Genomic DNA, 24,975 nt, shown 5'->3' with positions numbered 1-24,975 from the left:
AGAGGGCTTTTTTGTTGCTGTTGAACAGGCGGTTTTGCCATATATCCCTGGGAGTTTTGGAGATACTATCTAAATCTTAGGCGAAGGTGTGGTTAGCCTTACGGCTACCAACCCGCATTGCCATGGAGAGTACATAGGCAAACTATTTAAATTTAGAAATATACAAAATAGGGTAATGGGTGTAAAATTGCTTTACTTGAGTTTCCGGAACATGGACAGCGAATCTATGATCTCGCAAAACGGATTGCATCAATAAAGGCCCCTCACCCGTTTCCACTTGTTACACGTCCTTATGTGAATTAATTCGCATGTGCAGATCGTATATCGCCAGTCCGGCCTGAAGCAGGAAGAGAAGCTCAGAAACCAATCAACAGAGAAGATGGAGGCTACCCGAGGAACATGAAGAGAACAAACTTGAAACACCTGATGATGCTGTTAATGCTGGTTGCTGCGTTTAGTGTGGTGGCGGCGGGCTGCGGCTCAAATACGAACAATACAGGCAAGGCAGATACAGGAAATGCTGCTGGAGACGCACCGGCTGCAAGCGAAGCACCCGCAGAGTCGGCTGAACTGACACTGGGACTTTTGCCTTCGATTGATGCTATTCCATTCATTTTGGCTCATGAGCAGGGTTTTGACAAAGAGCATAATGTGAATCTCAAAATTCAGACCTTCAAGAGTGCCAAGGATCGGGATGTGGCTTTTCAGGCCGGCAAGGTGGATGGCATCAGTGCCGATCTGGTGGCCATCTCGATTTATAACGAAGCGGGTCTGGATGTGAAGATTACAAGCACCACCACTGGCGAATTTGATCTGCTGACTGGTAATGACGAGATTCAGGATGTGAAGGATCTGAAGGGGAAAACAGTGATTTTATCCAAAAACACCTCAACCCAGTATACGGTCGCTACTATGCTGAAGCAGGCGGGTCTGACGGAAGCTGATATTAAGGTGACTGAAGTGCCCCAGATCCCGACCCGTCTGGAGTTGCTGAAGAACCACAAAGCCGATGCGGCTGTATTACCCGAGCCTTATGTCACTATGGGCAAAACGGCGGGGCTGCGCGTGCTCAGTTCGACCAAGACTGCAGGAGTGAACCCGTTTGTGCTGGCCTTCCCGCAAAGTGCGATTGATGCCAAGGGACAAGCCATTCAAGATATGTACGCCGCATATGATGAAGCAGTAGCCTACATGAAATCGCATGACCAGTCAGAGTATATCGATCTGATTATCAAGGAGGTCGGCTATCCGGATACCTTGAAGGATCAGATTACAGTGCCGGCATACCAGCCGGCGAACCAAGTAGATGTGAAGGAAGTGGAAGCGGCGTTCGCCTGGGCACGGGAAAAAGGCCTGCTGACCAAAAATATATCGGCTGAAGAAGTGATCTCCGATGTCCAGTTTAAGAAATAGCGGTCTTCGCATCAAAGACCTTCAAGTGGAATATACAAGCGGGCAACCGGCGCTCGGACAAGTCAGCCTGACCTTGCCTGAGCATGGAATCTATACGATTATCGGGCCTTCCGGCAGCGGCAAATCCACGCTGTTGCGCGCGGTAGCGGGATTGCTCCCAAGTTATGGGGGAGAATTGCTGTTCAACGGAAAATCCGTACATGACAAAGAAACACTGATCGGGCTTGTCCCGCAGAACTACGGGCTGCTGCCCTGGAAAACCGTCCGTGATAACATTCGGGTGGCTATGCGGATTACAAGTCCGGACCGGGAGAGCAAGAGAGTCACGGAAGCGGGAATTTCCCACTGGCTGAAGTCGATGGGGATAGCTGAACTTGCCGGACGCTACCCGCTCTCACTCAGCGGAGGTCAGCAGCAGCGGGTAGCCATTGCCAGGGCGTTTGCCATTCGGCCAACGATTTTGTTGCTTGATGAGCCATTCTCCGCACTGGACGCCATTACCCGTGAAGCGCTGCAGCAGATTTTCCTGGACAATTGGCTGGCACATCCGGCAACCACATTATTTGTTACTCATGATGTGGAGGAAGCGATTCTGCTCGGGCAGAAAGTGATTGTAATGCCGTCTGCGAAACAGGATACTCCCGAAATTCTCGACAATACCCCTGTGTTTGCCATGAAGCATGAAGAGAAACGGGACAGCAATGAATTCTTTGAGCAGAGCAAACGGATCAGAAAGGTAATGCTTGCGAAATGGTGAAAAAACGGGGTCTTCCACATTTACTGCGGTTATTATTTGTTTTTTTGTGCATGAACATCATTTGGTATATAGCCTATCTGCTGATGAATCACCCGATTCTCCCCAGCCCCGGAGCAGTCTATGAAGCTATGTTCCATCTGGGAGCCAGGGATGTAGCGCTGAATGTAGGGTACAGTCTGCTGCGCATCTTTGAAGGTGTGCTCCTGGCGCTTCTGATCGGCCTGCTGATTGGTCTTCTGATGGGTCGCTCACAGCTGTGGAACCGGCTGCTGGACCCGGTAGTGTACCTGACGTATCCGATCCCCAAAATTGCGCTCCTGCCGGTGGTTATGCTGTTCTTCGGTCTTGGCGAAATCTCCAAGGTGCTGATGATCATGCTGATCCTGCTGTTCCAGGTCATCATCTCCGTGCGTGACGGCGTCAAGGCGATTCCTGAAAGCACATATGATGTCTTGACCAGCATCGGTGCAAGCACAGGACAGAAATTCTGGAATGTGACGCTTCCCGGAGCGCTGTCGGTCATTCTCAGCACGATCCGGATCTCGCTTGGAACAGCGATTTCCGTCCTGTTTTTTACCGAAATTTACGGGACAGAACACGGCATGGGCTTCTTTATCATGGATGCCTGGCTGCGGCTGGATTATCCGGAGATGTACGCAGGTATTATGCTGTTCAGCCTGGTCGGCTTTGTGCTGTTCCTGCTGGTGGATGTTCTGGATTACAAGTTTATGAAATGGCGGCGTTGAAGAAGGCGGCTCAGAGATGAGCCGTTTTTTTCCTTGGCACAAATATCGTCCAGCATATCCCCAAAAGCAAATAAGTTCTTCACAACTTTAGGATATGCTGTATATATAAGAAGGAGGGAAACGAAATGAAAAAAATCGGGTTAGGCATTATCGCATTAGTATTGGTTATGGGAATCGGCACGAGCGTGTATGCGGCAGGCAATGACGATGGACAAAGCTGGTTTGAGAACATGCTGCCATTTGCGAAGCAGATGCATCCTGATCTGACCGACAGTCAGGTTAAAGATATGGTGAACCATTGCCGAAGCGGGCAAGGGACTAACACGAGCGGTATGATGGACCGTACATCAGGACGCGGCGGTATGATGAATTTCTGATGATAAAAAAATGAAGATGGACCTCCGGCCCCGTAAGGGCGGGGTCTGTCTTTTTATATAGAAGGGACGGTTGTCTATGAATACTTCAACCATTCTGCTTGTGGATGATGAGACGGATATTCTTGAGGTCATCAGGGCCTATCTGGAGAAGAACCATTATATAGTATACGAAGCCGAGAACGGAACTAGCGCGCTGCAGCTTTTTGAACGTGTGAAGCCTGATCTGGTGGTTCTTGATCTTATGCTGCCGGATATATCCGGTGAAGAGGTCTGCCGTATTATCCGCAGCAGCTCAAGCACTCCCATTCTTATGCTTACCGCGAAGAGCAGTGAGGATGATCTGGTGGACGGTCTGCTGAGAGGTGCGGATGACTACATGACCAAGCCCTTCAGTCCGCGTGAACTGCTGGCACGAATAACCAGCCTGCTCAGGAGAGCGCATCCCCCGCAGAATCAGATGCAAGGCAGTGCCCTGAACTTTGGAGGGGGCGGCCTCTCCATTGATGCGGAACGGCATGAGGTTAAAGTGGACGGTGAGCTTGCCATGTTAACTCCACTTGAATTCAAGCTGCTGGAGTGTCTGACAAGGAGTCCTAAGCGGGCTTTCAGCCGTTACGAGCTGGTTAATCTGATCCAGGGGGATGATTTCGACGGTTTTGAACGGACTATTGATGTGCATATCAAGAATCTGCGGCAAAAAATCGGCGATGATTCCAGGCGTCCCCGCTATATTGCGACTGTGTTCGGCGTCGGCTATAAATTTTTGGTGAACCGGGATGAATAAAAGCGGATTACGGACCAAACTCCTGCTATCCCATTTAGGTGTGGCCTTATGCTCTTTGCTAATCATTATGTTCCTGGTTAACCTGGTCATGAGCTTCTCTTTCGGAAGGTATGTGGAGGCGCGGCAGCGCGCGGAGGCAGGGTTCCTTCTGGCTGATCTGGAGCAGGCCTATGATTCCTCGAATTCCTGGAGCATGGACACATTGATGTCATTGTCCCATCAGGCCATGCTGCGGGATTATTCTATCCGACTCTATGATGCAGCGGGTAAACTCATCTGGGATACAGGGAATATGGGGATGTCGGCGGTTGCTTCAGATGAGGCTGCCAGCCGTTATTCGGTGATGGGCAACGGAGCGAATGTGGGTACACTCGAAATTCAGGGGAATGGCGGAGCAGAGCAGATGCAGAACCGTGACTTTTTGCAGATGTTCAATCGGCTGTCATGGGGCGCACTGCTGCTGGTGCTTGGCGGGGCCTATCTGTACAGCAGATACATGGCCAAGGATCTAAGCCGGCCACTCGTGCGTATCAAGGGAATTGCGGTACGGATGAGAGAAGGAGATTTGACGGAAAGGGTTACCCTGCCTGCCAGTAGACAGACGGAGATTGATGAGGTTGGACAGGCACTTAATTATCTCGCGGATACGCTGCAGCAGCAAGAAAAGCTCCGGAAGAATCTCACAGCCGATGTGGCCCATGAGTTGCGTACACCCTTGACCACTGTCCAGAGCTATATTGAGGCTTTTCAGGATGGAGTGTGGGAAGCCACGCCTGAGAGACTCCAGATCTGTCATGGACAAATCCTGCGGCTGGTGCAGCTTATTGATGATTTGGAAAAGCTGAATGCTGCCGAGAACCCGATGCTTCAGCTGCGGTCTGAGCGCCTGTGCCTGAATGACGTGCTCCGGGATTCAGTTCATTCCGTTGCGGGCAGACCGGAGCTGGACCAGGTAGTCTTGACGCTGAAGGAGGAGACGGAGCACTGGGTCAGTGGTGACTATGAACGGCTGGTGCAGGTATTCGTCAACTTGTTGAATAACGCGCTGAAATTTACCAAAGAAGGTCAAGTGGAAATCACCTTTTTGGAGAATCCCTCTGAGGTCATAGTAAGTATTGCCGATACGGGGGCAGGAATCGCTGAGAATGAGCTGCCTTACATTTTTGAACGATTTTACCGGGGAGAGAAGTCACGCAGCCGTAAAACCGGGGGAGCAGGGATTGGACTTGCCATTGTAAAAGCAATTGTCGAAGCCCATGGAGGCCAAATAACCGTATCCAGCACTTTGGGTTCAGGCACGAAATTCGATGTTCATCTGCCTAAATAAATATCCTTTGACAATGCTTCATCTATTGTGCCGCAAACGCAGGGCCTCACTGTCGATAAGACAGATGGGGTCTTTTTTGCATAAGGTTGTAATTTCCTGTCGTAAATAAAATATGGAAAAAATATGCACATATCCTTATACTTAGATAGAATAATGGAAGCATATTGAGGAGGATGAATTTTTTGGATAGACATGCAAGTAAACCGTACAGTACACCCTTCATTCATCAAACAGTCAAAACCGCACTGATTACTACAGTAGCCCTCGCTCTGTTGTTGCCCGGCGGACTGGCCGCAGCGGATTCAAGCCATACTACCGTTTCAGTGCCAATGGTTACGGAAGCTCAAGGACAAGCCGCAGATGCCCCTGATCCCTCCAAAGCCAAGATCACAGAGGATCAGGCCGTTGCCAAGCTCAGAGAGCTGTTTCCCGTTCTGAAGGATGCAACCGTTTCCGGTACCCGGCTGGGTGGGGACGGTTCCTGGCCAGCCAGCGGCAATCAAATGATGTGGAATATTTCGTGGAGTTTTGAGATCGGCAACTCAGGTTATGGTTTTTCGAGCCAGGTTGATGCGCTTACCGGGGACTTGATCAATACTAACATGCCTTATCCTTTCTTGCGGGAAGATGCATATTATCCACCCAAGTTGACGCGTGCAGAGGCACTGGAGCAGGCACGGAAATTTATTGCCAAAGCGGCCCCTTCCCTGGGTACAGGTGACATTCAGCTGGAGGATAACGAGGCCATGAATCCGGCAGGGGGAAGCCTGTTCGGAACGGTTCAGTACAACTTCTCCTTCAAACTCCTGACCAATGGACTGCCTACATCTTCGGATGCACTCGGGATCACTATCGACGGCAACGGCAATGTCCTCCAGTTCAATAAGCAGTCTCCTGGACTGGTGTACCCGTCGGCCAAGCCTGCCATTACTCTGGAATCAGCGCAGAAGAAGTATACGGACAGTTTTGCCTTGGGACTCTACTATATTCCGGTTTACAAGGATAGCCTTGTGGAGCGGTGGGTGCTGGGCTGGCGTCCGCAGGAACAGTCGCTATATTCGATAGATGCCCAGACCGGAAAGAGAATAGACAACGAAGGCACTGAAGTCTCCTCTTTGCCGGTAACCTATGAGGCCGTGCCTCAGACGAAGGAACGGTTCCAGGCAGTCAATACCGGCAAGGGGCTTACTGCCGCAGAAGCTGCTAAGCTTGTACAGCAGGTTATGTCAATTCCGGCAGGACGCAAGCTTAGTGAGCAAATGCAGGGCAACAGCTACCCGAATACGAAGCAAAAGGTCTGGAGACTGTCCTGGCGGGCGAACAGCAACGCGCCTATGGCCGGATTTCCACCTACCTCGTACGCCGAGGTGGATGTGGCAACCGGCCAAATATACCAGTATCAGCTGGAGCAATTCACCGGCAATACGGATGTGAAGCCGCAGCCTGCACCTGCCGGAGGAAAGAAGCTGTCTCAGGCAGAAGCCAAGCAGCAAGCGATTATGCTGGTTAACCGTTTATATGACCAGGCCAGCAGCGTTCTTAAGCTGGCTGAGCATGGCGGGACATGGAATGTGCTTCCAGATGGTAAAGGCTACCGTTTTCAATTTGTCCGTTATTATAAGGGTATCCCGCTAAGTGACTCAGGCATTACGCTGGTCATGGATATGTACGGCAGACTCGAAAGCTATTCCGCAATGAGCAACAGTGATCCCGCAACGATAAAAGAGCAGCCCGCCCCGGCTATATCCCAAAGCGAGGCGCTGAAAAGCTATAAGGACCGGTATGTCCTGAAGCTTCAATATAGCCGCATAGGCGGAATGTACACCAACAATGTCTACGTAAAACCGCTGGTGAAGCTTGTCTACAGTCCACTGCCGGTCAACGAACAAGATCTGTCTGCAGTCCTGGATGCATCCACAGGTAAATGGGTGCAGGTTAACGCCTATGCCGGTCAGAATAAGGTTGTGCCTGAGACAGTTGACGTAAAGGGCCATTCTGCGGAAAAAGCATTAACGGAGTTAGTGAAGTATAGTGTACTTGTCCCTGATGCTGACGGTAAAATAAATCCGGATCAGGAAATCACGGTGGGAGATTGGTTTACCTTTATCGTCAAAGCCTCAACTCCATACTACTCAGCATATTCGAATGTAACAGAACCGAAGGCCGTTGCCGGTGTAAGCCCGGACAATGAGTATTATAAGGTAATAAGCTTTGCTGTAGACTCCGGCTGGATCAGCAAGGAAACTGTGCTGCAGCCTGACAATAAGCTAAGCCGCGAACAGCTCGCCGTGCTGCTGGCCTCCTTTTTGAGATACAATAAACTCTCTTCGTTCCTGGTAAATGATACCGCTGTGACCAGCCTTAGTGACAGCGCTGCTATTAAGGAAAAAGGTGCGGTGGCGCTCGTTGTGAAGCTGGGGTTATTACAGGGAGACAACGGCAAATTTAATCCGCAGCAAAATGTTACCAAAGCCGACATCGCCACCGTGTTGATGAAGCTTGTAGAACTGCAGGGCAGAGTAGACACGGGTATCGGCCAGAATATCCGCCAGTACTAGCTTTATCTGCAGGCATAGCCAGGATGGGTATAGCTTATTTAATGGTCCATGAAGTGCTGAATCTGCAAATGGAAACACAACAAAGCCTGCTCCCCGCCTGATGGCGGGATGCAGGCTTTTGTGTGTTTGGCTAGACAGCTGATGTTATTTACTCAACTGCTTATCCACTTCACGAACCGGATTCTCGCCTTCGTTCGCTTCAACGGTGTGACTGCTCATGAACCAACCGGTGGCTGCAATGATTACAAGCACTACATAGAAGGTAGCCTTCCACCAGGTGCTGTGGGCGAAATCTTCAGAGAGCACACCCAGCGAAGGATGGGCCAGAGTGATGACGGCCAGCTTGACGCCGACCCAGCCGACAATAAAGAATGCGGCAACTTCAAGACCTGGACGGGAGTGGAGCAGCTTGACGAAGAAGGAGGCTGCAAACCGCATAATGACCAGTCCGATGAATCCACCTGCGAAGATGACAAGGAACTGTCCGCCGTCAAGACCCCCGATATTGCTGATTCCGCTTGGCGGAAGCGCAACGGCAAGCGCAACAGCCGCCAGGATAGAGTCAACGGCAAAGGCGATATCTGCCACTTCGACCTTTAGTACGGTAAACCAGAAGCTGGACTTCTTCTTTTCAACGGCTTTTTCACTGCCGCTTTCAGCAGCTTCATCGGTAACAGGCTTCTTGAACAGCACTTTTCGGAAAATATGATTACCGGCAATGAACAGCAGATAGATCGCGCCAATGGCTTGTACCTGCCAGATGTCCACCAGATAAGAGATAACAAAAAGCGAACCAAATCGGAACACAAACGCCCCGGCCAACCCGTAGAACAATGCCTTTTTACGTTCCTCATCAGGAAGATGTTTAACCATGATTGCCAGTACCAGTGCGTTATCTGCGGCGAGCAACCCTTCCAGTGCTACGAGAACGAGCAATACCCATCCGTATTCTAATAATAATCCCCAATCCATTGCTGCTTCCTCCTCATTTGGATGTAAGTACCACCATTAAATTCCTGTGATACCATTATCTTTGCCAAAAGTATATAAAAAAGACCTTTACCAAGCAGATCAGCCTTTGGAATAAAGGACTAACCTGATTGGTAAAGGTCTCGCTAACAATAGTTCATTGCCGATAAAACCGGAGAACATCCTCACATTCTCGTATTGACGATTTTATCTAACAGCTACTCCCCTTTACGGGATATATTAAATTTTATTGGTTGCGTGTGTGACTTAAAAGTATCATATATGACTTGAGAGCCATTGTCAATGCCTGTGAGAATAAATATCACTAGAAAATGACTAGAATGGAAACGGAAACATGATACATCTGAGTTAGATAATATAACATGTGATATGGCGAAACTGCAAACATAAGGAAAATGAGGGCTTTTTAAGCCTAAACTTGATTGACGATGTGTAGGAATGAAAATATGATGAGACTAATTACAGCGGCAAGGCGAGTTTATGTTATGAAATATAACATTAACTCATTTGACTCTGACAGATAAACTCTATTAGTAATTGAGCAAATGCTTACGAATCGAGTTTTGCTGTGAAGTTGATTCAAAGAGGTAGCGCTCCGTAAAACTTAAGCAAATGCTTACGAAGCGAGTTTTACTCGATGACACATCAGGGAAGCAGATGCTCGTGAAACTTTTAGGAGGTGGGAAATGATGCAGCCGTCGTCGTGTATATCAAGTACAGCAGAGGAGGAGCTCAGCCGCCACCCTTGCTACAGCGAGGAAGCCCATCGGTATTATGCCAGGATGCACATCCCGGTAGCTCCCGCCTGTAACATCCAGTGCAATTACTGCAACCGCAAGTTTGACTGCGTGAATGAGAGCAGGCCTGGAGTGGTCAGTGAGGTGCTTACCCCGGAGCAGGCAGAACGTAAAGTGAAAGGGGTAACTGCTCAGCTCATGCAGCTTTCGGTAGTCGGCATTGCCGGTCCCGGCGATCCGCTGGCGAATCCTGAGCAGACGTTCGATACGTTCGCCCGGGTTAAGGAATATGTGCCGGATGTCTCCCTGTGCCTCAGCACCAACGGATTGACGCTCTACAGGCATGTCGATGAGATTATGGAGCTTGGCATCCGCCATGTCACCATCACCATCAATGCCATTGATCCTGAAGTCGCTGAAGAGATTTACCCTTGGGTGTTCGACGAAGGCGTGCGCTACGAAGGAAGGGCGGCAGCGGAGCTGCTGATCAGCCGCCAGCTCCTCGGTCTGGAACTGCTGGCAAAGCTGGGGATTCTCGTCAAGGTCAATTCCATCATGATTCCAGGGGTTAACGACCATCATCTACCCGCAGTGTCCAAAAGAGTAAAAGAGCTCGGGGCTACACTGCACAACGTCACACCGCTTATCATCGCACCAGGGAGCCAGTACGAGCTGGATGGCCGCAAAGCGCCCCGTCCGAAGGAGCTGCACAATCTGCAGGAGCTTCTTGGCCGCGACGGCATGAAGGTGATGCGTCACTGCCGGCAATGCCGGGCTGACGCCATCGGGCTGCTTGGCCAGGACCGGAACCAGGACTTCCCTCTTGAAGGGATGGAAGCTGATCCGGTGATCAACCAGGAGGCCAGAGCTTTGTTCCAAGGTGAGCTTGATGCGAAGATCCGTGAGCGGGTCCAGGCCAAACAGTCCAGACGAATGCAGGAGAATGCCCCGAAGGTAAGGGTTGCGGTAGCTACCCGGGGCGGCGACAAGGTCAATCAGCATTTCGGGCATGCGACAGAATTCCTGGTATACGATACCGACGGAGCGGATGTACAGCTGCTCGGTGTCCGCAAGATACAGGCCTACTGCCAAGGCAAAGCAGACTGTAACGGTGATAAAGCTGCCACGCTGCAAGAAATCATATCCATACTAAGTGATTGCCGCATTCTTCTCTGCTCCGGCATTGGGGATGGCCCGCGTGCCAGCCTGAACAAAACCGGAGTCTTGCCTCTCGTCCGTAAAGGTGGAATACAGGAAGCGATTCTCGAAAGTGTGAAGTACAGCTCTTATTTTGAAAATATAAACATTTCGAAGGGATGATGAATCATGAGACAAATAGCTTTCTACGGTAAAGGCGGCATCGGTAAATCTACAACTTCCCAAAACACTTTGGCCCAATTGGCAACCAAATTCGAACAAAGAATTATGATCGTTGGCTGTGACCCGAAGGCTGACTCCACCCGCCTGATTCTGAACACCAAAGCACAAAATTCCGTATTGGAACTTGCGGCCGAACTGGGTTCGGTAGAGGATCTGGAGCTTGAAGATGTGCTGCAGACCGGATTTGGCGACATCATCAACGTAGAGTGCGGCGGACCTGAACCGGGTGTAGGCTGCGCAGGACGCGGAATCATTACTGCCATCAACTTTTTGGAGCAGGAAGGCGCGTATCAGGATCTGGACTTCGTATCCTATGACGTACTGGGCGACGTGGTTTGCGGCGGGTTCGCAATGCCAATCCGCGAAGGCAAGGCACAAGAGATCTACATCGTCTGTTCCGGTGAAATGATGGCCATGTACGCTGCTAACAATATTGCACGCGGTATCCTGAAATACGCAACAAGCGGCGGCGTGAGACTGGGCGGACTGATCTGCAACAGCCGTAACACTGACCGTGAAGATGAGTTGATCATGGAGCTTGCCCGTCGTCTGAACACTCAAATGATTCACTTTGTACCCCGCGATAACATCGTTCAACATGCCGAGCTGCGCAGAATGACAGTAGCCCAATATAACCCTGCTCATCAACAAGCTAAGGAATACGAAATCCTGGCTGAAAAAATCCTCAACAATAAAATGCTGACGATCCCTACTCCGATTTCCATGGAAGAGCTGGAAGAGCTGCTGATGGAATTCGGTATCATCGAAGATGAAGAAGCAGCGATCAAGAAGCTCAAAGCTTCCGGTCAATAAGACTGCCCAAGCCGTGATTACCCAGTCATCCGGTGAATGGAGTGGAGAGACGTCTTCACCGGATGAACTTTCAGTGGCTAATGGCCACGCAGGCAGCTTAAGCATCCTGCACCACGATAAGGAGGGTCAATAAATGGGACTGAATATCGAAGAGAATAAGAAATTAGTAGAAGAGGTTCTGGAAGCCTACCCCAAAAAAGCAAAGAAAGACCGCGAGAAGCATTTCCAGATCAATACCGAAGAAGCTCAATCCTGCGGCACCTGTGCCCTGAAATCTAATATTAAATCCCGTCCGGGCGTAATGACGCCCCGTGGATGCTCTTATGCAGGCTCCAAAGGTGTGGTATGGGGCCCCATCAAGGATATGGTTCATATCAGTCACGGTCCCATCGGCTGCGGACAGTACAGCTGGGGTACACGCCGCAACTATGCCAACGGGACGCTGGGAATCGATAATTTTACGGCTATGCAGATCACAAGTGACTTTCAGGAAACGGACATCGTATTCGGCGGTGATAAGAAACTGGAAGTGATTATGCGTGAGATCACAGAAATGTTCCCCCTTGCCAAAGGGATTTCCGTACAATCCGAATGTCCGGTCGGTCTGATCGGCGATGATATTGAAGCGGTATCCAAAAAAATGTCCAAAGAACTGGAAATGCCGATTGTTCCGGTACGCTGTGAAGGATTCCGCGGCGTCAGCCAATCGCTGGGTCACCATATTGCCAATGATGCTATTCGCGATTTCGTACTTGGCAAAGCTGAGCTGGCTGAAACCGGCCCATACGATGTCAATATCATCGGCGATTATAATATCGGCGGCGATGCATGGGCTTCGCGGATTCTGCTGGAAGAAATGGGCCTCCGCGTTATTGCCCAATGGTCGGGCGACGGTACTCTGAATGAACTGGAAATTGCCCATAAAGCTAAGCTGAACCTGATCCACTGCCACCGCTCGATGAACTATATGGTGGAGCATATGGAGAGGGCCTACGATATTCCGTGGATGGAATACAATTTCTTTGGTCCGACTAAGACCTATGAGAGCCTTCGTGCGATCGCAGCCCGGTTCGATGAGACGATTCAGGAAAATTGCGAGAAGATGATCGCCAGACACCAACCGGAAATGGATAAAATCATCCATAAATTCAAACCGCGGCTGGAGAACAAAAAGGTTCTGCTGATGATCGGAGGACTGCGTTCCCGTCATACGATCGGTGCATATGAGGATTTGGGCATGGATATCGTAGCATCTGGTTATGAATTCGCCCATAAGGATGACTATGAAAAGACCTTCCCGATGATGAAGGAAGGAACCATCATTATGGATGACCCGACTGCATATGAGCTGGAAGAGCTCGCTCAGAAATTGAATGTCGATCTGGTAGGCTCAGGCGTCAAAGAAAAGTATGTGTATCACAAGATGGGCGTTCCGTTCCGCCAAATGCATTCCTGGGATTACAGCGGTCCGTATCACGGGTTTGACGGCTTTAAGATTTTTGCCAAGGATATGGATATGACCGTGAACAGTCCGGTATGGAATCTGATCAGTAAGAAGGAAAAAGTGCAGAAAGAGGGGGCGGGTGTATGAGTAAGGAGAGACTGGATATTCCAGACTACAACTCACTTTTCGCAGAGGAACGCTACGTTCAGCAGCGGGCAAACAAAAAGCAATTTGAGGCGCCCTGCAGCGACCAGGATACGGCAGAAGCGCTCGCCTACTCCAAGTCCGCAGAATATATGGAAAAGAACTTTGATCGTAAAGCTGTGGTCATCAATCCGCATAAAGCCTGCCAGCCGCTAGGTTCGGTCATGGCCGCACTCGGATTCGAGAAAACACTGCCATTCGTTCATGGGTCACAGGGCTGCAACTCTTATTTCCGCAGTCATCTCAGCCGCCATTTCAAGGAACCTACGCCTGCGGTTTCCTCATCCATGACCGAAGATGCAGCAGTATTCGGCGGCATGAACAATCTGATCGACGGATTGGAGAACAGTATTGCCCTTTACAAACCGGAGATGGTGGCCCTCTGTACAACTTGTATGGCTGAAGTTATCGGTGACGACCTTTCATCTTTTATTGGCAATGCCCGCATTAAAGGCGTGATCACGGAAGAATTTCCGGTAGCCTTTTGTAATACGCCGAGCTTTGTCGGCTCGCATATCACCGGCTATGATTCCATGCTGAAAGGCATTTTGAGTTACCTGTATGAACGCTCTGGAAGTAAGGCTAACCCTGGAAGCGGTGCGGAATCCGGTGAGAAGCTGAATGTATTGCTTGGTTTTGAGCCTTACACCGGCAACTTTGCGGAAATCCGCAAAATTCTTGACGCTTTTGACACCCAATATACGATCCTTGGAGATCACAGCGGCAACTATGACTCTCCGGCAACAGGCGAGTATGAATATTATTACGGCGGTACGAAGCTTGCTGATGTCCCCTTGGCGGCTAATGCGCTGGGATCGCTGTCTCTTCAAAAATACACCCTGAAGAAGACGCAGGATTTCATCAGCGGAACCTGGAACCAGCAAATCACTGCAATGTCTACGCCACTGGGGATCACCGGTACGGATAAGCTGCTGGAAGCGGTCAGCGAGCTGACGGGGCTTCCGGTTCCAGCTTCACTTACCGAAGAACGGGGCCGGGTCGTGGATGCCCTGACGGACAGCCATCCTTATCTGCACGGCAAACGGGTAGCGCTCGTAGGCGATCCTGACCTGTTGATCGGACTCATTGGATTCTGCCTCGAAGTGGGGATGGAACCCGTGCATATCGTCTGCTCAAACGGTGATGTGGATTTTAATGATGTGAAATTCAAGGACGAAGCTCAGGCTCTTCTGGATTCAAGCCCTTATGGTTCGGAGGCTGCCCTGTACATCGGCAATGACCTCTGGCATATGCGTTCGCTGCTCTTGAATGATCCGGTTGATCTGGCTATTGGAAGCTCCCATCTGAAATTCGCCGCTAAGGACGCGGGTGTTCCGCTGATCCGGGTAGGATTCCCGATCCTCGACCGTCATCATATGCACCGTTATCCCATTATCGGTTACCAGGGTACTCTGAACCTGCTGAGCCTGATCGTGAATACCGTACTGGATGAGCTTGACCGTAACAACTCCGGCTTTAACTATGATTTGGTCCGGTAAGAAATTCTTACTTGAAGCAGAATAAATCTAAAATGATTTCACCCGGCGTTCTCTGGTTCCTACATCTTGGCGAAGAATTCTTTCAGCCAAACTTCTGGGGCGGGGCAGGCCGGGAATTTGGCAATCATGTAGAATGGCCGTCTTAGCAGCGCAAGGTTTGCGTGAAGCAAGCAACTTTTTGCGAAGGAGATGAAGAGCCGATGGAACCTGTTCGAAAAAACGAATTTGACTCCGGGGCTTGCGGGAGCCTGGCCCCCAAAGTAAAGCCCTGTCCACGGCCCAAACCGGGTGAAGCGGCTGGAGGCTGCTCCTTCGACGGAGCCCAAATTACACTGCTGCCGATTATGGACGCTGCGCATCTTGTCCATGGTCCGATTGCTTGTGCGGGGAACAGCTGGGAGAGTAGGGGGACCCTGTCCAGCGGCCCGTCCCTGTCTCAATATGGTTTTGCTACGGATCTTACGGATTCCGATATTATTTTTGGCGGAGAAAAGAAACTGAAGGATAGTATTGACTATATTGCCGAGCGCTTTGCGCCTCCGGCAATATTTGTATATTCAACGTGTGTGACTGCTCTGATTGGTGAAGACATGGATGCTGTCTGTAAGACTGCAGCCGAGCGGCTCGGCATCCCGGTCATCCCTGTGAACAGTCCAGGATTTGTCGGCAGCAAGAATCTCGGCAACCGTCTGGCCGGAGATGCGCTGCTGCAGTATGTTATCGGGACCGGGGAACCGGCTCCTGAGATGCCCATGGGTATCAACCTTATAGGCGAATATAATATTGCCGGTGAGATGTGGGATATCGAGAAGCTGATGAACAGTACCGGTATTTCGGTGACCTCACGTATTACTGGGGATGCCCGTTATAAGGAGCTTACCTGGGCGCATCGTGCGAAGGTGAACATGGTTGTCTGCAGCCGGGCCTTGCTGGGGCTCGCCAAGGAGATGGAGTCGAGATACGGTATTCCTTATTTCGAAGGTTCTTTCTATGGCGCCAAGGAAACAACCTATTCATTAAGACAAATGGCCTATTTGATGAATGACCGCGAAATGGAGCGCCGGGTAGACCGCCTGACCGAACGTGAAGAGGCCCGTCTCACCCAGGATCTTCGCCCATACCGCAAGATTCTGAAAGGCAAGAAGGCGGTGCTCTATACCGGCGGCGTCAAAAGCTGGTCCGTTATTTCTGCACTTAAGGAGCTTGGTGTTCAGGTAGTGGGCGTTGGTACGAACAAAAGCACGGAAGATGACGTCCGGCGTATCGCTGATCGTGTAGGCGACGACACCGAATATATCCCCGAGGGCGGAGCCAGCCGCATCCTCAAAACGGTCCGGGAACGCAAAGCGGATATTATGATCGCAGGCGGCCGTAATATGTACGTGGCCATGAAGGAACAGATTCCTTTCATTGATATCAACCAGGAGAGGCACAAGGCTTACGCTGGTTACGAAGGGCTCTTGCGGCTCGCCAAGGAGCTGACCTATTCCCTGGCCAATCCGATCTGGAAGCTGGCTGCCAGTCCGGCCCCATGGGATAAGGAGGCGCCCCCCTATGACTGTTAACAGAAGGAAGAAGCCGGCTTCGGTCAATCCGATCAAAATCGGCCAGTCACTCGGGGCTGTGCTGGCACTGCAGGGCTGCTACCGCGCCATGCCGCTGATGCACGGTTCGCAGGGCTGCTCTGCTTTTCCTAAGGCGCTGCTGACCCGTCACTTTCGGGAGCCGATCGCCGTTCAGACCTCAGCGCTGCAGGAGATGGATGTGATCTTTGACGCGAACCGCAATCTGGAAGAAGCCCTGAATGTGGTGTTAAGCAAGCACCGGCCTGATATTATCGGGATCATCGGGACGGAATTGACCGATGTAGCCGGGGTGGATTATCAGAGCATGCTCAAGTCCTACAAGCGGGAACGGAATATGCGCGGGGGGCTTGCTTTTTCCGTGGTATTGCCGGATTTCCGCGGGTCACTTGAATCCGGCTTCAGCGCTACCGTGGAGTCCATGATCGATGAGATGATCCAACAAGTAGGGCATAAGGGCTCACGAAGCGTAAATACCCGGCAGATTACACTGCTGCCCGGATCATTTCTGACACCTGCGGATGTGATGGAGCTGAAGGAGATGATATCTTCCTTCGGATTCGAGGTTATTGCGCTGCCGGACATTTCGACTTCCTTGTCAGGGCATTTGCTGACCGGGTTCTCTCCGCTGACCCGTGGCGGTGTGCCGCTGGATTCCATGCTGCAGAGCCTGCAGTCCGGGCTGACGATCGCGGTCGGCGGCAGTATGGAGCGTCCGGCAAGGAGACTTCATAATGCGCTCGGTACGCCATATAAAGTATTCGAGAGTGCGATGGGGCTTAAGGCTTCGGATGAACTGCTGCATTTTCTGCACCAGATCAGCGGAGAGCCGGTGCCGCTGCGGTATTGCTGGCAGCGGGAGAATCTGCTCGACAGCATGCTTGACGCGCATTTCCAGTTTGCCGGAATGTCGGTTGTGGCTGCGCTGGAGCCAGACCACCTGTACTCCATCTCCGGGTGGCTGGAGGAGCTGGGTGTGGAGCAAAAAGCACTGATTGCCTCCTATGAAACACCGCTGATTGCAGGGATGGAGCGTGAGGTATGGGTAGGGGATCTGGACGATGCCGAAGTGCTGGGCACAGGCGCTGATCTATGGATCGGCAATTCGCATGGTATTGCCGGAGCGCAGCGGATGGAAGCGGCATTTATGCCGGCAGGGTTTCCGGTATGGAGTGAGCTGGGGGCATATATGTCAGTCTCCGTTGGATATAGAGGGGCTATGGAGTGGAGTAATAAAGCAGGGAATTTGTTAATGCAGAGGGAGGTGGGCCGCCGTGAAAGTAGCATTCGCCACAGATGATGGAAACCGGGTGAATGCCCATTTCGGGCAAAGTCCTATGTTTGCCGTATATATTGTGACCAAAAATGGCGGTGAACTGCTTGAGCTACGCAAGCTGCCGGTTGTTCTGAATCAGGATGAAGCCGGGAAAATTGACAGCCGCCTGGCGGCGGTAGAGGATTGTACGCTGATCTTCATCATGCAGATCGGCGCTTCGGCCGCCGCGCGGGTGACACGCCGCAAGATAATGCCGGTCAAGGTTCCCTTCGGCAGCCCGATTGATGAGCAGGTGAAACGTCTGGTTGAGATGCTTCAGGGCAAGCCGCCGATGTGGCTGGCCAAAGTCCTGCGTGCAGAAGAAGAAGGCACAGGTGAAGGGGAGGAAGCGAATGGAACCGTTGGCTAATGACAAGTTGGCATTTCAGGCGGGAACTTTCCAAAAGGAGGCGTCGGTGCAACCCCGCCGCCGCAAGGCGGTAAAAGAACTGGATCAGGAAACGGCGGATGCCTTTGTCCGCCGTTTGTGCAATCTTTTGGATACAGCCGACTTCTTCGGACGTCATGCTTCGCTGTCCCCGCAGGAGAAGATAACCAAGCTGTTCCTGGCTTCGGCCGAGGACAAGGATAAATCCGAATTCAACTGTGCGGTATCACCGAAGGTTCGCCAGCAGGTTCCGGTTCTGTTCCAGGCGATCGCCGGGGTCATGGAAGAGAAGAGCGGAACCATGGTGCAAAGTACTGCCGAGATTAATGTAGAGGGCTTTGGGCGGGGGCTGCTGTACACCGGGCGTGTGATTCTGGTGCTCAAAAGTCTGCGGGCCGGTGCTCCTTTTCCGTTCACTTCCGAGGAAAAGACTATTCGTTATGGAGTGGAATGTATCGAGGAAGGCCTTGCGTTTCTGGAGAAATATAATGATATGACTGCCTTCCACGGTTTGCTGAGTCTGGAAGGCTAGCGATCAGAAATCTAATGTTCAGTCACAGGGGGAATCAGGGATGGAGCAGCTTGCCGGAGGTTTGGAGCTGGAACGGTACGCCCGGCAGTTGAAGCTGCTGGGAGAAGACGGGCAGAAGGCGCTCAAGGAAGCGACGGTCATGGTGGCCGGAATTGGCGGACTTGGAGGAACAGCTGCGATGTATCTGGCCGCAGCGGGCGTTGGTAAGCTTATTTTGGCCCATGAAGGAATAATTGTCCCGCCTGATCTCAACCGACAAATTCTGATGGACACGGATCATCTGGGGATGGAACGGATCAGCACAGCTATATCCCATCTGAAGCGCCTGAACCCGCATGTTGAGATCAAGGGATATAATGCAAAGATTGAATATGACCTTGCTAAACCCTGGGTACAGGACGCTGATATTGTAATCGACGCCCGTTATGATTTCCCGGAGAGGTATGCTCTGAACCGCTTGTGTGTAGATACCGGCACACCTATGGTGGAAGCTGCAATGTACGGATTTGAAATTTCGCTTACCACCGTAATCCCTGGTGTTACACCCTGCCTCGAGTGCTTATACCCGGATGTGCAGCCTCAGTGGGAGCCATTAGGTTTTCCAGTTTTGGGAGCGACATCCGGAATTGCAGGTTGTATGGCTGCGCTGGAAGCCGTAAAATGGATTACAGGGGTAGGGACAACTTATGCGGGCGTGATGCATCGCTTCAGCTCACTCGACTTCGCCTGTTACAGCGTCCATATTTCCCGTAATCCGAATTGCGCTTGCTGCGGAGAAGGAGGTACAACGTGAAAAGTCTCAAGCTATGTGACACGACACTGCGGGATGGCGAACAGGCGGCTGGAGTTTCATTCACGAGGGCAGAAAAGCTGGAAATCGCAAAGTTGCTGTCGGAGAGCGGAGTTGAACAGGCAGAGGTGGGAATTCCTGCTATGGGTAAACGGGAGCAGGAGGATATTGCGGCAATTGCCGAATTGAATCTCCCGATGAAGCTGATGACCTGGAATCGCTCGGTGCCGGGGGATATCGACAAGGCACGGGCTACCGGAGTGAACTGGAGCCACGTGTCTATTCCGGTATCGGTGATTCAGCTGCATGGTAAGCTGGGGTTAACACCAGCGGAGGGGCTGAACAAGCTGCTGGGTGCAGCGGAATATGCCCTGTCGCTCGGGATGACGGTGTCGGTGGGAATGGAGGATTCGTCCAGGGCTAATATGGGCTTTCTGGTGGAGCTGGTGAATTCTCTATATAAGGAGGGCATTCGCAGGTTCCGTTATGCGGATACCGTCTCAGCGCATCATCCGGGACAGATCGCCGAGCGGGTAAGCACGCTGCTTGGTGAGGTTCCTGCAGATGTTGAGCTGGAGGTGCACTGCCATAACGATTTCGGCCTGGCCTGCGCGAATACGCTCAGCGGCGTAGCCGCAGGGGCAGTCTGGGCCAGCACCACAGTGGCCGGAATCGGAGAACGGACCGGCAACGCAGCCATGGAGGAAGTCGCTATGGCCTGGCACCATCTGTATGGTGGAGAGAGTAACGTCCGATTTGATCTGCTGAAAGGCTTGGCCGACAAGGTGATTGCTGCTTCCGGACGAAGTGTTGGCGATGCCAAACCGATTGTCGGGCAGCTGGCTTTTACCCATGAGTCGGGAATTCATGTGGACGGGCTGATGAAGGAGAGAGCTACTTACCAGACCTTTGATCCCGCGGAAGTGGGCCGGAGCCATCAATTTGTACTGGGCAAACATTCCGGCACCGGCGGCGTATCCCATGTGCTGGACCAGTGGGGCCTCCAGATTACCCCGGATACCGCAGGGCATTTGCTGGAGCGTGTCCGCGAATACGCGGAGTCCCATAAAGGCACGGTCCCGGAATATATGCTGGTGCAGTGGCTGATGGAGGAGCAGCAGCGGGCTCAGAATGCTGTATAAGCATAAGGAGTATTGCCGGGTATGGCGATAGTGATGTTGTCTATCTGCCGGGCAAGATTCCGGCAATGGGATGAGCCGATGCGTTAGGAATTCTCGTGGTCGGGAGTATGGGCAATGCAGGCAGTGGAGTCTTCTTTGGGGAGACGGCCACTGCCTGTTTTTTATACTCTCAGGCGCTTAATATCTTGTCTTGGAGGAGAGCCAAACATTCGGGAATACTCGCGGCTGAATTGCGAGGGGCTTTCATAACCTACCCGAAATGCAACATCCGTAGCATCTGCCGACTCAGTTAATAATAGGCGGCGTGCTTCCTGAAGCCTTAGTTGCTTTTGAAACTGAATAGGGCTCATGGCGGTTACTTCTTTGAAGTGCCGGTGAAACGAAGAAACACTCATATTTGCTATTTCGGCAAGCTCCTCAATCCGGAAAGAACGATCATAATTATGGATGATTTGCTCAATAACATCTTTGATTTGATGAATGGAATTTCCCTCCATTACCATCTGCTTCAGAATGATTCCATTCTCACCTTGCAATACCCTATATAGTATTTCCTTCGTAAATAACGGTGCAAGCATCGGAATATCTACGGGATTATCCAACAAACCAACTAATCTGGTGACTGCATCCAGCAAGGACATTTCCATCTGGCTAACAAACATAGCCCGCTTGGAATCTTCCGTCATATTAAACCGGAATTCAGATTGGTGTAAAACCTCTAAGATTTGGCTCGGTGTAAATTCAAGCCTGAAACCTAAATATGGAACGTCAGGAGTGGCAACAGTGACTTGGGCAGTAACCGGCAAGTGAACAGAGGCAACAAGGTAGTTGGCCGGACTATATCTGAAGTGCTCCTGTGACAGCCATACCTCCTTGACACCCTGAACAACCAAACATAAAGAAGGCTTGTACACTCCATGCCTGGGTACGTCTGCATTCGAGTCACGGATGAAAAACAAGGACGGAATAGCAGTGGAGTGAACACCATCTTTTACTGTATAGCGCTTAATGATCTTGGCGAGTTCATTTTGCTGTTGAATCATTATGGTAGACATTTGCTTCTCCCCGTTCTGTCATTCCTCATAGTTCAATTATAGTCCATATGGTTCTGCTAAATAAATGGTAGTGAGAGGATTAGGCAATCATTTGGCACGATTGGGATAACGTCCCTTTGCTCATCTGCTGCATAATAAGAACGTGAAACGGGTGGAGTTATGGATATGAATGAGTCAATTCGCACAAAATAATAGAAAATACTGGAGGATTACTAGATGCAAAAAGTAACTTTGAACAATGGCGTTGAAATGCCTGTACTTGGTTTTGGTGTTTTTCAGATGCAGGATGCAAGTGAATGTGAACAAAGTGTCTATGACGCTATTATGGCAGGCTATCGGCTGATTGATACCGCTGCCTCTTATATGAATGAGGAAGCGGTTGGCAGAGCGATTAAACGCAGCTGTGTGGCAAGAGAAGAGTTGTTTATCACAACGAAACTTTGGGTTCAGGATACAGGATATGACCGCACCCAAAAAGCATTTGAAAAATCACTGGAACGATTGCAGCTGGATTATTTGGATTTGTATTTAATTCATCAGCCATATGGAGATATATTCGGCTCTTGGCGCGCAATGGAAGAATTGTATCGTGAAGGTAAGGTACGGGCCATTGGTGTCAGCAACTTTCATGAGGATCGTCTGATCGATTTGATTATTCATAATGAAGTGACTCCTGCCGTAAACCAGGTTGAGACGCATCCTTTTACCCAACAAACTGAAAATGCTAACTTTATGAAAGAGCATAATGTTCAAATCGAATCCTGGGCTCCTTTTGCTGAAGGGAAAAACAACCTGTTCCAGAATGAGGTACTGGTATCCATCGCTGCAAAGTATAATAAATCCGTTGCTCAGGTGGTTTTACGCTGGATGACACAAAGAGAAGTCGTTGTGATTCCTAAGTCTGTTCGTAAAGAAAGAATTATTGAAAACTTCGATATCTTTGATTTTGCATTAGATCAAGAGGATATGGCGTCGATTGCTGCGCTGGATACGAAACAGTCCCTGTTCTTCTCACATCGTGATCCTGAAATGGTGAAATGGATCAGCAACCGTAAGCTTGATATCTAAACGTTGGGGAGGGTCAATCAAATGGAATATGTGAAACTCGGCAATACGGGTATGGACGTATCAAGATTGTGTATCGGCTGTATGAGCTTTGGCGTTGCGGAAAGGTGGAGCCATCCGTGGGTACTGGACGAGGAACGAAGCCGGCCGATCATCAAAAAAGCCTTGGAGCTAGGTATTAACTTTTTTGATACTGCCAATATGTACGCGGATGGAACGAGTGAGGAGATTGTCGGGAGAGCTCTGAAGGATTATGCCAACCGGGATGAAATTGTCCTTGCAACGAAGGTTCGTTTTCCGATGCGCCAGGGTCCGAACTCAGCGGGTCTATCCCGGAAGGCCATCATGGCGGAAATCGATCACAGCTTAAGACGTCTGGGAACGGATTATGTGGATTTGTACCAAATTCACCGTTGGGATTACGAAACGCCGATCGAAGAAACCATGGAGGCACTTCATGATGTGGTGAAGGCTGGCAAAGCGAGGTATATCGGCGCTTCCGCCATGTACGCGTGGCAGTTCCTGAAGGCGCAGTATACCGCAGAGAGAAATGGATGGACCCCGTTCGTATCGATGCAGAATCATTACAACCTCATCTATCGTGAAGAGGAGAGGGAGATGCTCCCGCTATGCAAGGACCAGAAGGTCGCCGTCATTCCGTATAGCCCGCTTGCCAAAGGGAGATTGACGCGGGATTGGGTGGAATCGACCCATCGTTCCGAAACGGACCAAGTGCAGAAAACCCAATATGGTCCACATGAGGACGCGGACCGGTTGGTTGTGGAGAGGGTAGCGGCACTTGCGGAGAAACGCGGCGTTTCCCGCTCCCGTATCGCGCTTGCCTGGGTTTTGCAAAAGGAATCCATTACCTCACCAATCATCGGTGCAACCAAAATTTCCCATTTGGAGGATGGAGCAGCAGCTCTATCAGTCTCATTAACGCCAGACGAGATTGCCTTTCTGGAAGAGCCGTATATTCCTCATCCGTATATCGGTTTTCAGTAAATCTATTCTAAAATTTGCTTAAGAGAAACGGCTGCCGTCCTGCAGGGGAGGAGGTCGTTTTTTTCTTTTCGCGCTCATTTTGCGCTCTGGAATTTACGGTTTTTGAGTAAAGACAGCTTGCATACCATACTACAAGCCTCTACAATCTTGAGCAGGAACGTTAAGCAGAGAGAGCAAGGATGAGGAGAATGGAGAGGCTATGACTAAGAAAACAATCTTTTTTGATATTGACGGTACGATCTATGATGAGGAGAAGAACATACCCGCGTCCACGAAGGAAGCCATTGCTGAACTGAAAAGACAAGGACACCATGTAGCGATTGCCACAGGCAGAGCCGCATACATGTTCGAGGATTTGCGCGAAGAGCTGGACATTCATTCTTATGTGTCGCTCAACGGGCAGTATGTTGTTTTTGAAGGAGAAGTGATTTACCGCAACCCGCTGGATACCTCTTCCCTGCAGGATCTTACCCTGTTCGCCGAAAAAAATGATCATCCGGTGGCTTATATTGATGCCGTAGGCATGAAGGTGAATGTTGCGGAGCATGAGTATATCAGAACCAGTATCGGGTCGCTTAAGCTGGCGTTTCCGACACATGATGCGGAGTATTTTCTGCAGCACGAAATCTATCAGGCGCTGATTTTTTGCCCCGAGGAAAATCAGGTGTTATACGAAAATACGTATCCGCAATTTCATTTTATACGCTGGCATCCCTTGTGTATGGATGTGCTGCCGGGAAATGGCTCGAAGGCGGGGGGCATCGCTCAAATGATGAAATCGCTCGGGGCCCGGAAGGAAGATATCTATGCGTTTGGTGATGGCCTCAATGATCTGGAGATGTTGGGCTTTGTGGGTCATGGTATCGCGATGGGCAATGCAGAAGATGAAGTCAAGGCTACCGCGCGCTATGTCACCAAGCCAGTCAGTGAGAATGGAATTCTTGAGGGCTTGAGAATGGTGGGGCTGTTGTAGAGGAAAAGCTAATCCTTAGAAGCTTGGGCGGGTTGTCTATCTATATTCTATACTTACTGTAATGCGGATGTGCCCGGGCATGTGAACAGTTTGTTGTG

The 24,975-nt window shown here is 50.7% G+C and carries 22 protein-coding genes; 20 read left to right on the top strand and 2 right to left on the bottom strand.

The genetic code is table 11. The features are described from left to right. Positions 1-399 precede the first annotated feature (399 nt). The 7 genes from A3849_RS11930 (at position 400) to A3849_RS11900 (ending at position 7,962) form a co-directional block, all read left to right on the top strand. Positions 400-1,413 (top strand): ABC transporter substrate-binding protein, encoded by a 1,014-nt coding sequence (locus A3849_RS11930; protein ID WP_083613469.1) that lies wholly within the window; start codon positions 400-402, stop codon positions 1,411-1,413. After that, positions 1,394-2,170 (top strand): ABC transporter ATP-binding protein, encoded by a 777-nt coding sequence (locus tag A3849_RS11925; RefSeq protein WP_074111615.1) that lies wholly within the window; start codon positions 1,394-1,396, stop codon positions 2,168-2,170. The genes A3849_RS11930 and A3849_RS11925 overlap by 20 nt, the downstream gene beginning before the upstream one ends. Further along, positions 2,164-2,916 (top strand): ABC transporter permease, encoded by a 753-nt coding sequence (locus A3849_RS11920; protein WP_083613468.1) that lies wholly within the window; start codon positions 2,164-2,166, stop codon positions 2,914-2,916. Before A3849_RS11925 ends, A3849_RS11920 begins: the two co-directional genes overlap by 7 nt. Positions 2,917-3,041: 125 nt before the next feature. Next, a complete protein-coding gene (locus A3849_RS11915) occupies positions 3,042-3,293 on the top strand; it encodes an FAD/FMN-containing dehydrogenase (RefSeq protein ID WP_074111614.1) in 252 nt (83 codons plus the stop codon). Between the two features lie 76 nt (positions 3,294-3,369). Further along, positions 3,370-4,077 (top strand): response regulator transcription factor, encoded by a 708-nt coding sequence (locus A3849_RS11910; protein WP_074111613.1) that lies wholly within the window; start codon positions 3,370-3,372, stop codon positions 4,075-4,077. Further along, positions 4,070-5,404, top strand: coding sequence for a sensor histidine kinase (locus tag A3849_RS11905; RefSeq protein WP_074111612.1), 1,335 nt, complete (start codon positions 4,070-4,072; stop codon positions 5,402-5,404). Before A3849_RS11910 ends, A3849_RS11905 begins: the two co-directional genes overlap by 8 nt. Before the next feature lie 182 nt (positions 5,405-5,586). Next, complete coding sequence (locus tag A3849_RS11900; protein ID WP_074111611.1) at positions 5,587-7,962, top strand: S-layer homology domain-containing protein; 2,376 nt, start codon at positions 5,587-5,589, stop codon at positions 7,960-7,962. A 144-nt stretch (positions 7,963-8,106) separates the two neighbouring features. On the opposite strand, the gene A3849_RS11895 is transcribed toward A3849_RS11900, so the two are convergent. Then, a complete protein-coding gene (locus tag A3849_RS11895) occupies positions 8,107-8,934 on the bottom strand; it encodes a TerC family protein (protein ID WP_074111610.1) in 828 nt (275 codons plus the stop codon). A gap of 704 nt (positions 8,935-9,638) precedes the next feature. Between A3849_RS11895 and nifB the strand changes: the two genes are divergently transcribed. From nifB to A3849_RS11845, 10 genes are all read left to right on the top strand, one after another. Next, positions 9,639-11,009, top strand: coding sequence for a nitrogenase cofactor biosynthesis protein NifB (gene nifB, locus A3849_RS11890; protein ID WP_074111609.1), 1,371 nt, complete (start codon positions 9,639-9,641; stop codon positions 11,007-11,009). 6 nt (positions 11,010-11,015) lie between these two features. After that, positions 11,016-11,882 (top strand): nitrogenase iron protein, encoded by an 867-nt coding sequence (gene nifH, locus A3849_RS11885; RefSeq protein WP_074111608.1) that lies wholly within the window; start codon positions 11,016-11,018, stop codon positions 11,880-11,882. 133 nt (positions 11,883-12,015) lie between these two features. Then, positions 12,016-13,473 carry a nitrogenase molybdenum-iron protein alpha chain gene (gene nifD, locus A3849_RS11880; RefSeq protein WP_074111607.1) on the top strand — a complete coding sequence of 486 codons (1,458 nt, stop codon included), beginning with the start codon at positions 12,016-12,018 and terminating at the stop codon, positions 13,471-13,473. Next, positions 13,470-15,029, top strand: coding sequence for a nitrogenase molybdenum-iron protein subunit beta (gene nifK / locus A3849_RS11875; protein WP_074111606.1), 1,560 nt, complete (start codon positions 13,470-13,472; stop codon positions 15,027-15,029). Before nifD ends, nifK begins: the two co-directional genes overlap by 4 nt. 200 nt (positions 15,030-15,229) lie before the next feature. Next, positions 15,230-16,594, top strand: coding sequence for a nitrogenase iron-molybdenum cofactor biosynthesis protein NifE (nifE, locus tag A3849_RS11870; protein ID WP_074111605.1), 1,365 nt, complete (start codon positions 15,230-15,232; stop codon positions 16,592-16,594). Then, positions 16,584-17,912, top strand: coding sequence for a nitrogenase iron-molybdenum cofactor biosynthesis protein NifN (gene nifN / locus A3849_RS11865; RefSeq protein WP_074111604.1), 1,329 nt, complete (start codon positions 16,584-16,586; stop codon positions 17,910-17,912). The genes nifE and nifN overlap by 11 nt, the downstream gene beginning before the upstream one ends. After that, complete coding sequence (gene nifX / locus A3849_RS11860) at positions 17,887-18,297, top strand: nitrogen fixation protein NifX (protein ID WP_074111603.1); 411 nt, start codon at positions 17,887-17,889, stop codon at positions 18,295-18,297. Before nifN ends, nifX begins: the two co-directional genes overlap by 26 nt. Further along, positions 18,281-18,847 carry a DUF269 domain-containing protein gene (locus tag A3849_RS11855; protein ID WP_074111602.1) on the top strand — a complete coding sequence of 189 codons (567 nt, stop codon included), beginning with the start codon at positions 18,281-18,283 and terminating at the stop codon, positions 18,845-18,847. Before nifX ends, A3849_RS11855 begins: the two co-directional genes overlap by 17 nt. A 40-nt stretch (positions 18,848-18,887) precedes the next feature. Then, the gene (locus A3849_RS11850; protein WP_074111601.1) at positions 18,888-19,640 is read left to right on the top strand and encodes a HesA/MoeB/ThiF family protein; all 753 of its coding nucleotides are present in this window, start codon (positions 18,888-18,890) and stop codon (positions 19,638-19,640) included. Next, positions 19,637-20,779 (top strand): homocitrate synthase/isopropylmalate synthase family protein, encoded by a 1,143-nt coding sequence (locus A3849_RS11845; RefSeq protein WP_083613466.1) that lies wholly within the window; start codon positions 19,637-19,639, stop codon positions 20,777-20,779. The genes A3849_RS11850 and A3849_RS11845 overlap by 4 nt, the downstream gene beginning before the upstream one ends. A 161-nt stretch (positions 20,780-20,940) precedes the next feature. Here A3849_RS11845 and A3849_RS11840 read toward each other — a convergent pair whose 3' ends face one another. Beyond that, positions 20,941-21,834 carry an AraC family transcriptional regulator gene (locus A3849_RS11840; RefSeq protein ID WP_074111599.1) on the bottom strand — a complete coding sequence of 298 codons (894 nt, stop codon included), beginning with the start codon at positions 21,832-21,834 and terminating at the stop codon, positions 20,941-20,943. 216 nt (positions 21,835-22,050) lie between these two features. Here A3849_RS11840 and A3849_RS11835 point away from each other — a divergent pair, with 216 nt between their 5' ends. The 3 genes from A3849_RS11835 to A3849_RS11825 all read left to right on the top strand — a co-directional run bounded on the left by A3849_RS11835 (position 22,051) and on the right by A3849_RS11825 (position 24,877). Further along, a complete protein-coding gene (locus A3849_RS11835) occupies positions 22,051-22,902 on the top strand; it encodes an aldo/keto reductase (protein WP_074111598.1) in 852 nt (283 codons plus the stop codon). A 21-nt stretch (positions 22,903-22,923) separates the two neighbouring features. Then, positions 22,924-23,904, top strand: a complete 981-nt coding sequence (locus tag A3849_RS11830) for an aldo/keto reductase (protein ID WP_074111597.1) — start codon at positions 22,924-22,926, stop codon at positions 23,902-23,904. Positions 23,905-24,103: 199 nt separating this feature from the next. After that, entirely contained in the window at positions 24,104-24,877 is a 774-nt protein-coding gene (locus A3849_RS11825; protein WP_074111596.1) for a Cof-type HAD-IIB family hydrolase, read from the top strand. Positions 24,878-24,975: the final 98 nt, after the last annotated feature.

Origin of the sequence: Paenibacillus sp. P46E, assembly GCF_001909095.1 — a bacterium.
Taxonomy (GTDB): domain Bacteria; phylum Bacillota; class Bacilli; order Paenibacillales; family Paenibacillaceae; genus Paenibacillus_AQ; species Paenibacillus_AQ helianthi.
This window is presented reverse-complemented; position numbering and strand designations above follow the sequence as displayed.